2 protein-coding genes are annotated in these 952 nt (G+C 44.0%); both read right to left on the reverse strand.

Annotation, left to right across the window (positions count from 1 at the left end; all coding sequences use genetic code 11):
• Positions 1–571, reverse strand: a 571-nt coding sequence (locus A3735_RS06700) for an LpxD N-terminal domain-containing protein (protein ID WP_304439971.1), incomplete at its 3' end; no start/stop codon positions are given.
• Between the two features lie 28 nt (positions 572–599).
• Positions 600–952, reverse strand: a 353-nt coding sequence (locus A3735_RS06705; protein ID WP_068637800.1) for an OmpH family outer membrane protein, incomplete at its 5' end; no start/stop codon positions are given.

The following is a 952-nucleotide window of genomic DNA, read 5'->3' on the forward strand; positions in this document are numbered from 1 at the left end:
CAAAGCCGAATCCATCTGAGCCTATCACGACACCACTATGAATAATGCAGCGCGCACCAATCGTCACGCCGTGATAGATATTGACGCCTGGATAAAGTCGAGTGCATTCACCTATCCGCGAGTCATCAGAAACTGTCGTATTTTCACCAATTACACAACCAGCCCCTAAGAAAACACCTTTACCAATTACTGCGCCAGCTCCCACAAAAACGCCTTCAGCGACCTCAGCAGTGTCATGCACAACAGCCGAAGGGTGGATATCTGAACCCGCACTAAGGTCAAGCTGGGTACTGTCCCACAAGTGAGTTAAACGCGCATACGCCAGGTAAGGGTTATCATGAATAATCAAATCTGCATCGTATGCTTCGGCTACCTGAGGGGTAACAATCACGGCACCGGCCTGGCTATCCGCTAAATATTTCTCATAGGCAGGATTCGCTAAAAAGCTTAAATCACCTGACTTAGCCGACTGCAGAGTCGAAAGGCCCGAGATGCTTATCGACGCATCACCTCGAACCTCTCCTTCCACATAGTCCGCCAAATATTTTAAGGTAAAGGCATTTTGCTTCATCTGATTAAACTCACGAAATATAGAAAGATCAGTTTAGCTTGTTAAGCTTCTCGATAATTTTATTTGTATAATCCATTTCTTGATTGGCATATAAAGCCGCTTCACGAGGAATCAACAAATCCAGTTTTTCTTCTTTTACTAGCTCGTTGATCGCTTGATCGATTTTGGGCTTTGAATCACTCAAAAACTCATTCCGTCTTTCTGCCAAAGCCTTATCAAGCTTACCTTTGCGGTACTTATATTCCTGAATCGCTTCTTCAAGATCAGATGCCATTTTCGCTCTTTCATTATCACTCATAATTGCAGCGTCATTTTTTAAGCGCATTTCCAAGCGCTGACCTTCTTCTCCGATAGCACGAACTTCAAGGTCCTGTTTTTTAT

The sequence above is a fragment of the Oleiphilus sp. HI0061 genome (assembly GCF_001635675.1).